General features: G+C 63.6%; 7 protein-coding genes. 6 read left to right on the top strand and 1 reads right to left on the bottom strand.

Going from position 1 to position 7,450, the window contains the following annotated elements:
* The first annotated feature begins 348 nt into the window (after nucleotides 1-348).
* The 4 genes from NV1_RS41335 (at nucleotide 349) to NV1_RS41350 (ending at nucleotide 5,268) form a co-directional block, all read left to right on the top strand.
* Nucleotides 349-2,028 (top strand): MFS transporter, encoded by a 1,680-nt coding sequence (locus NV1_RS41335; protein ID WP_218027374.1) that lies wholly within the window; start codon nucleotides 349-351, stop codon nucleotides 2,026-2,028.
* 73 nt (nucleotides 2,029-2,101) lie between these two features.
* Nucleotides 2,102-3,823: a DEAD/DEAH box helicase gene (locus tag NV1_RS41340; RefSeq protein ID WP_067905113.1), complete on the top strand. Its 1,722-nt coding sequence runs from the start codon at nucleotides 2,102-2,104 to the stop codon at nucleotides 3,821-3,823.
* A gap of 1 nt (nucleotide 3,824) precedes the next feature.
* Nucleotides 3,825-4,385, top strand: coding sequence for a hypothetical protein (locus tag NV1_RS41345; protein WP_067905116.1), 561 nt, complete (start codon nucleotides 3,825-3,827; stop codon nucleotides 4,383-4,385).
* Between the two features lie 412 nt (nucleotides 4,386-4,797).
* A complete protein-coding gene (locus tag NV1_RS41350; RefSeq protein ID WP_067905119.1) occupies nucleotides 4,798-5,268 on the top strand; it encodes a DUF8020 domain-containing protein in 471 nt (156 codons plus the stop codon).
* Between the two features lie 285 nt (nucleotides 5,269-5,553).
* On the opposite strand, the gene NV1_RS41355 is transcribed toward NV1_RS41350, so the two are convergent.
* Nucleotides 5,554-6,258 (bottom strand): cytochrome P450, encoded by a 705-nt coding sequence (locus tag NV1_RS41355; RefSeq protein ID WP_067905122.1) that lies wholly within the window; start codon nucleotides 6,256-6,258, stop codon nucleotides 5,554-5,556.
* Nucleotides 6,259-6,361: 103 nt separating this feature from the next.
* Between NV1_RS41355 and NV1_RS47190 the strand changes: the two genes are divergently transcribed.
* Together NV1_RS47190 and NV1_RS44995 are read left to right on the top strand one after the other, a co-directional pair.
* A complete protein-coding gene (locus NV1_RS47190; protein WP_218027375.1) occupies nucleotides 6,362-6,577 on the top strand; it encodes a hypothetical protein in 216 nt (71 codons plus the stop codon).
* A complete protein-coding gene (locus tag NV1_RS44995) occupies nucleotides 6,544-7,443 on the top strand; it encodes an IS630 family transposase (protein WP_218027376.1) in 900 nt (299 codons plus the stop codon). The genes NV1_RS47190 and NV1_RS44995 overlap by 34 nt, the downstream gene beginning before the upstream one ends.
* Nucleotides 7,444-7,450: the final 7 nt, after the last annotated feature.

The raw sequence follows: 7,450 nt of genomic DNA on the forward strand, positions 1-7,450 counted from the left end.
CTAGCGCTGTCCGCACCGGGCCCAGCCCAGCCTCCGATGCCCGCCTGCCAATCCGTAGCGCGTCCGAACGGTGCGGAATACACCGCGCAGATTTGTCTCCAGCACATCGTCCATAGTTTTGTCGCCCATACCGAGCAGCAGCTTGTCAATACGCGGTGCGACAGCTCACCGGAGGGCATGAAATCTGATCGGTCGCAACCCCCGGAGGACATAAAGTCCTTCGACTCGCAAATCCTACAGAGGCATAAATTTGTTCGGCCCGCAAATCCTACTGAGGGCATATAGTCCATTCGGCCGCAACTGTTGTGACAAGAAATTCTAAGATTGACAGCGCGGTGGAGTTTGCTTATGGTCCAGTCATTCAGGTTCTCGCCGATCGATATCCGAAAGGTGTTTATGACCGCGTCCCCAACGCTGCCGAAGTCCAGGCAGTGGTTGATCCTTGCTGTCCTCATGTTCTCCCAGCTGGTTATCTGGGTGGACAACACCATCCTCAGTATCACCTTGGAAACCCTGACGGACCCGGTCAACGGACTGGGTGCCAGCCCGGCTGAGCTTCAATGGGCCACAGGCGCATACACCCTGGTCTTCGCCACATTCATGTTCACCGCAGGCGCACTAGGCGACAGTTTTGGCCACCGGACTGTGCTCGCAACGGGAGTGGTGATCTTCGGCGGGGCCTCGATATGGGCGGCGTACGCAGGTGACCCAGGCCAACTGATTGCCGCCCGAGCCGTGATGGGAATCGGCGCCGCGCTGATCATGCCGGCTAACTTTGCCATCCTTTTGTGGACCTTCACCGGCCCCGTCCGAGTAACCGCGATCTCCATTTCCTCGACAGCCGCCGGTGTCGGAATGGCTGCGGGCCCGGTGTTGGCCGGGATCCTTCTCGGCCATTTTTGGTGGGGCTCGGTTTTTCTCGTCAATGTCCCGGTTGTGGTGCTGGCGCTGATCGGGATCGCCGTGCTGGTCCCCAATTTCCGCAGCCCCACCGTGCGGCCGCTGGACCCGGCTGGGATGCTGCTTTCGATCAGCGGGCTCGCGGCGCTGGCATACGGGCTGATCCGTGCGGGGCAGGTAATCGACTGGGGCCGTCCGGACGTCTGGGCGCCGATCGCCGTCGGACTGGTCTTGCTGACAGCTTTCGTGCTCGTCGAACTGCGAATCAAGGAACCCAGTTTCGAGCCCCGACTGCTCGCGCAACGGGTATTCGGCGGCGGCAACGCGGCCATGGCATTGGTCTTCTTCTCTGTGGCTGCCATGACCTTTTATTACGCGTTCTATCTGCAAGGTGCACTTGGCTTCTCGCCGATCAAGGCAGGCTTGGCCAATATCCCGACCGCGGTCGGCGCGGTCTTGGGTGCGCCCCTGAGCGCGCGTCTGGTTCGCCGATGGCCACTACGCACTGTCTCCGTGCCGGCGCTGATGGCGCTGGCGCTATCCATGGGTGCGGTCGGGTTGCTCGGACTGCAGACCCCACTCATCTGGATCGAGATCTTGTTGTTCGTCCAGGGCCTTTCGGTCGGCATGATGATGCCAGTGACGGCAGCACTGATCAGCACCCTGCCGATGGAACGGGCCGGTGCCGGGTCGGCCGTCACCCACACCGCGCGACAGACCGGCAGCGTGATCGGGATCGCAGTAGGCGGCACGATCATGTCGATCGCATATCGACGCGCGATCGAACCCTCGCTGAGCGATGTACCGGAGGCCGTACAGGAACGAGTACGGGTTTCCGCGGAACAGGCGCGGCATGTTGCCGCCGAGATCCACCAGTCGACTCTTGCGCAGGCTGCCGATCACGCGTTTATCCACGCTATGCATGTCGGCGCGGTCTGGATCATGCTCGCCGCACTTCTCGGAGCAGCCGCGCTGGTGTTTGCCTTGAGACTCGTCGGAAGACCCACGGTGCCGGCACAGCAGCCGGACCATGGTCGAAGTGACAGCCGCTCCGCGACTGGGGCCGCCCCCCGCTCCGGGACCGATAACCAATCCGCTTACGAGGGCGCTGACCTGGTCAGCAACTGACACAATGGGAATCGGGCAAAAACCTACTGGTGTCGTACTCGACAGCCAAGCCACGTACCTTCTCGACCGCCATATGTTCGCGTTGTGGACCTGGTCCGGCCGTGCCGCGGGGGATGCCCCGCCGGTCGGTGATGCCCAGACCGTTTCCTTGGTTGTCCCGACGTCGGAACCTGGCGGGTTCGAGGTGTCCGAGGTCGAGTGCGCGCTGATCGAGCCGGACCGGCTCGCCTGTGCGCCCCTCGATTCGCCCGGTCCGTCGGTGGCTGCTTGGCTGGCGGGCGGCGATGGGGCCCTGCCGATCGCAGCGCATGCCGTGCCCGATGCCACCGGTGTGGCCGTGACATCAGCGGAGCATGCGGTGGAGGTCTTCCGTCGCACCAATGCTGTTGCGGCCGAACTGCGAACAGCACTGACCGCCGAGCTGCGGCCATATCAGGTCCGCGGTGTGAGCTGGCTGCGCGAGACCATCGACGCGCACGGCGGTGCGGTGCTGGCCGACGAAATGGGACTCGGTAAGACGCTGCAGGCCATCGGCTATCTCGTCGGGTGCGCCGATGGGGGGCCACAGGTAGTGGTGTGTCCGACGTCGCTGGTCGGCAACTGGGCGCATGAAATCAAGCGCTTCGCACCGGATCTGCGGACGATGATCTGGCGCGGCGGGGCACTGAAAGTGGTCGCTTGCGGAACCGTCGTGCTCACCAGCTATCCGACGCTACGCAGACATAGCCCTGTCCTCATGGAGCACCATTGGGCCAGTGCGGTTTTCGATGAGGCGCAGGTGCTGAAGAACCCCCGCACACAGGTATCGAAGGCCGCGCGAACTATCGCGGCCGACGCGAGAATCGCGTTGACCGGAACGCCCGTCGAGAATCGTCTCGAGGAACTCTGGGCGCTGCTCAATCTGGTTGCGCCGCAGCTGTTCGGGCATAAGGCGCAGTTTCGTCGTCGCTTTGCCCGGCCGATCGCGGACGGTTCCCTCGCCGCTGCTACCCGACTGCGCGGGGCGATCGAGCCAGTTGTGTTGATGCGGAAGAAGTCTCAGGTTGCAGGCTCGCTCCCACCCAAGATCCATGCCAATCTGATCTGCGACCTCACCGAGGAACAGCAGCAGTTGTACGACAAAAAGCTGGCGCAGGCGATCGACAGCGGCTTCGGCAGCGGCGCAAAGCGCCAGGCCAGGGTACTGGCGGCTTTGACCGCCCTCAAGCAGGTTTGCAACCATCCGGGACTGGTCACCGGTGACCTCGACGAACTGTCGGAGAGGTCGGGAAAGCTCGACCTGTGCACCGACATTGTGGCCAACAACCTCGAAACTGATTCGCCAACACTGATTTTCACCCAATACCGGAAGACCGGTGAGCTGCTCGTGCGGCACCTCGGCGAGCAGTTCCGTGTGGCTGCCCCGTTCTTTCACGGCGGCTTGAACCAGGAACAGCGGGCCGACATCATCCGAAGGTTCCAGGCCGACCATGGCCCGAAAGTGCTGGTGCTCAGTCTGAAAGCCGGTGGCACCGGGCTCACTCTCACCCGCGCGGCCGATGTCATTCACTTCGACCGATGGTGGAATCCGGCCGTGGAAGCGCAGGCCTCCGATCGAGTCCATCGGATCGGTCAGACCCGCACCGTCACCGTCACCACCCTGACCACCAACACCACCGTTGAGGAGCACATCGCGGCCATGCATTCGCGCAAATCCGCGCTATCCGATATCGCCGATATGTCCGGTGTCGCCGAACTGGCGCGCTTGGATGACGACCGCCTCATTGCGACCTTGCGCCGGAAGCGAGCCGGCTGATATGGCGGACGACGACTTCGGTTACACAGCGTGGGGGCGTGACTGGGTTCGGCTCGCCCAACCGTTACGCCAGACCAGACCCGACCCGGTGTTGCCGCGCGCCCGCAAGCTGGCGCGCGTTGGAGCAGTACAGGTCACGATCGACGGCCGCACCCTGCGCGCCGTCGTCCAGCGTGGCCGCAACACATCGATGTCCTGCATCGAGGTGGCGCCGATGTCCCGGGAGACGATCGCGGGAATCACCGGCCAGTTGTCTGGTGCTCGACCCATCCTCACCGACGAGGTGCACCGCGCGATCACCGAAGCGGGCCACCCGCCCGCACCGATAGTTGCAGGAGTCGACTGCTCTTGCTCGGATGACACTGGGCGTTGTATCCACGTATTGGCCGCCTATTACGAAATGGCACGACGTGTCGATGACGATCCTCGAATTGCGCTCGATATCCAGGGCTTTTTCCGCGTCTCATCGGGTAGCGCCCGAGTATCAACCGCGGCAATATCGCAGAGGTGGATCGCGCTCGATGCCCTTGATCCGGCCGACTACTTCACGGTATCGAAGTAGTCGCACTCAGACAATATTTATCGACGACTGTTGTGCGGCTCAGCTGCCAGTCGCGACTGATACGACAACGGAAACCCCAGCGGTTCCAGCTCGTCCATCGACGTCTGCACCCACAAGTGCGGGTCCCGGCGAGCCGGACAGCCACCCACTGGACGAACGGTTCGTGCGAATCCGGCAAATGCCATTTCCGTACGCCAGGGGTCCTCCCCAGCCAAATAGGCACGAATGGCCTTCCTGTCACCGATATGCCGGGCGATCCGCGAGACCGTCCAGAGCGCTGATTTCCACTATTCGAGGAGAACCGGATGAGAATGACGAACTGTATTGCTATAGCCGTGCTTACGGCCGCAGCCTGCGTGGCATCGACGGAGCGGCCGCGGCGACGCCCGCATCCGCGAAGCCCGCCACCGGTGTGAACTACCAAGTGCTGGCGGGCATTCCGCTGAGCTTCCGCTTCGACAACGCCGAATATCCCATCCGCGCGGCCGTCGACGGCCACACCGCCACGCTGTCCCCGGCGGCCCTGCCCTATCAGGAAGAAGCACCGTGGCGGACACGCTACGAACGCGAGCAGGCCGCCTTCCAGCGTGCATCGATACAGATCAGCACGGCCGCGGCCGCCGGAGCGGCCATGGGCACGGCCATCGGTGGAGTCGCCGGCTGCATCGGCGGCGCGATCGTCGGCACCGTCGTCACCGGCATACTCGCGGCGCTGTTCGGCGCGGGACCACTGGCGGGCTGCCTCGCCGGCATCGCGATCGGGGTGGGCATCGGCGTCTTCGGCGGAGCGCTGCTGGTCACGGCGCCGGTCGCGGTCGCCTCGGTGATCCAGTACTTCACCACCATCAACGAGCCCTTCACACCCCACGACCCCGGAAAGTGATACCCGGCCTCCGGCTCCGGACGTGCAGCTGACCTCACACCAGGCCCGCCTGATCCAAGGAGAACCAGTACGCTGCCCGGCCTGGTGTCTTCCAGCAGCCTGTCAGCGCTGTAACGCAGGAAGAAGTTCTCGGCTTCCGCTATGTCCTCGTCGTTGATACTGCGGTCCCGTCTTTCCCTCTAACCAGACAGGACTGCAGGACGGGGCCGGTGCTTGCCGCTGTCCCACTGTGCGTATCGCAGGAGCACGCAAATATCACGGCTACGGGCCGGAACTTGCCAGGCTTCAAGCAGTGAATCGGGGAGCCTTACCGAGCCAGCTCCTATCCCGGTCCGGGTGTGACCGGTGTGACGATTTCCGATGTACGGGGTGACACATCGGGCGGAGCTGTACCTGTACTGCCTCAGCGCCAGGCCGGTGCGGTCGACACTCCAGCCGAACACATGCTTCGTCGGGGTGGGGCGAAGCCCCGTCAGCCGTGCGGACGTACCGGAAGTTCGCTGAGACCGTGTATGAGTAAGCCGGCCTGCCACTGGGGGTGAATGCCTCATCTGCGAGTGCGAGCTTCGGGAAACGTTGCAGGAGAGCGGTGAAGGCGATATGTGCCTCCAGCCGGGCCAGCGGAGCGCCGACACAGTTGTGGATGCCGTGGCCGAAAGCCACGTGTCCGGAGGTGTCTCTGCTGATCAGCAGTGTTTCGGAATCGTGGAAGCGGTCCGGATCTCGATTCATCGCGTCGACAGCGACGTAGACGATTTCCCCCGCCGGTATGTCGGCGTCGCCGATACGGATCGGCTCGGCGGTGTAGCGCACGGTGGACCAGCTGACCGGACCATCGTGCCGCAGAAACTCCTCCACCGCGTCCGGCACTCCGCTCGGGTCAGCTCGCAGCGCCTCGAATTGGGCGGGATTACGCAACAGTGCGTGGACGCCGTTGCCAATCAGGTTCACCGTCGTCTCGTGACCGGCGACCAACAGCAGGAACGCCATTCCCACTAGTGCCGCGTCCGGAAGAGTTGATGCGGTAATCGTCGGGGTGGCGGGTTGCTCGTGGGCTGTTGAGCGGTGATGCTGCCGGTGGAGGTGGTGGCTGGTGGCTCGCAAGCCGGATGTGTTCGTCAGAGCGGTGAGTTCGGAGGAGGGCCGCAAGCTGGCTCAGATCGCGCGGGCGCAGCAAGCAGCCGGTGCGGATGCGGCGGGCGATCGTGGTGATGGCTTCGGCGCAGCGGCAGCCGGTGCCGATGATCGCGAAGCTCATGCAGGTATCGGAATCGTATGTGCAGCAACGATTTCAACGAACAGGGGTTGACCGCGCTGGACCCAAAATGGAGCGCGGGCAGGCCGGCGAAGACCGATCAGGCGACACGTGATCGGATCTGTTCCATCGCCCGGTGCTGCCCGCGTGATCTGGGCTGGCCGTTCTCGGCGTGGAGTCTGTCGAATCTGGTAGAGGTGTTGCGGCACAATAATATTGCTGACATCAGCCGGGAAACTCTGCGGGGAATCCTGAGAGCCGGTGGGGTGTCGTGGCAGGTCACCAAGACCTGGAAGGGCAGCAACGACCCCGAGTTCACCGACAAGATGACCCGGGTCCCGGACCTGTATAGCAACCCTCCCGGCGATGGGCGCGTGATCTGCATCGATGAGTCCGGGCCGCTGAATCTGCAGCCTCGCGCCGGACGGGGCTGGTTTCCGGCCTGGCGGCCGAAACGGTTGCGGGCGACGTACAACCGCACCCAGGGTGTGCGGCACATGTTCGGTGCGCTGGACCTGCGCACCGGGTATCTGTACTACCGCATCCGTGACCGGAAACGCTGGATGGAGTTCCTGTCCTTCCTGAAGTCGCTGCGTCGCCGGTGGCCGGGGGAGAAACTGTATCTGATCTGCGATAACTACTCGGTCCCCAAACGGGCCGAGGTCCGCGCCTGGTGCGTGGCCAACGCCGTCGTACTGGTGTTTCTGCCGACCTATTCGTCCTGGCTGAACAGGATCGAGTGCGAGTTCTCCGCGTTGCGGTACTTCGCGCTCAACGGCACCGACCACCGCAGCCACGGCGAACAAGACGATGCGGTCGGCACCTACATCCGCTGGCGCAACCAGCACGCCGAACCGATCCGAGACTTCACCGTCGGATCAAAGATCCGCCATCCCGATTACCTACCGAAGGCTTCTTGACACGGCA

Origin of the sequence: Nocardia vaccinii NBRC 15922 (genome assembly GCF_001613305.1) — a bacterium.
GTDB lineage: Bacteria > Actinomycetota > Actinomycetes > Mycobacteriales > Mycobacteriaceae > Nocardia > Nocardia vaccinii.

Coding starts and splice junctions, on each gene's coding strand:
- NV1_RS41335 (WP_218027374.1), top strand. CDS start 349: ATGGTCCAGTCATTCAGGTTCTCGCCGATCGATATCCGAAAGGTGTTT.
- NV1_RS41340 (WP_067905113.1), top strand. CDS start 2,102: ATGTTCGCGTTGTGGACCTGGTCCGGCCGTGCCGCGGGGGATGCCCCG.
- NV1_RS41355 (WP_067905122.1), bottom strand. CDS start 6,258: ATGGCGTTCCTGCTGTTGGTCGCCGGTCACGAGACGACGGTGAACCTG.
- NV1_RS44995 (WP_218027376.1), top strand. CDS start 6,544: ATGTGCAGCAACGATTTCAACGAACAGGGGTTGACCGCGCTGGACCCA.
- NV1_RS41345 (WP_067905116.1), top strand. CDS start 3,825: ATGGCGGACGACGACTTCGGTTACACAGCGTGGGGGCGTGACTGGGTT.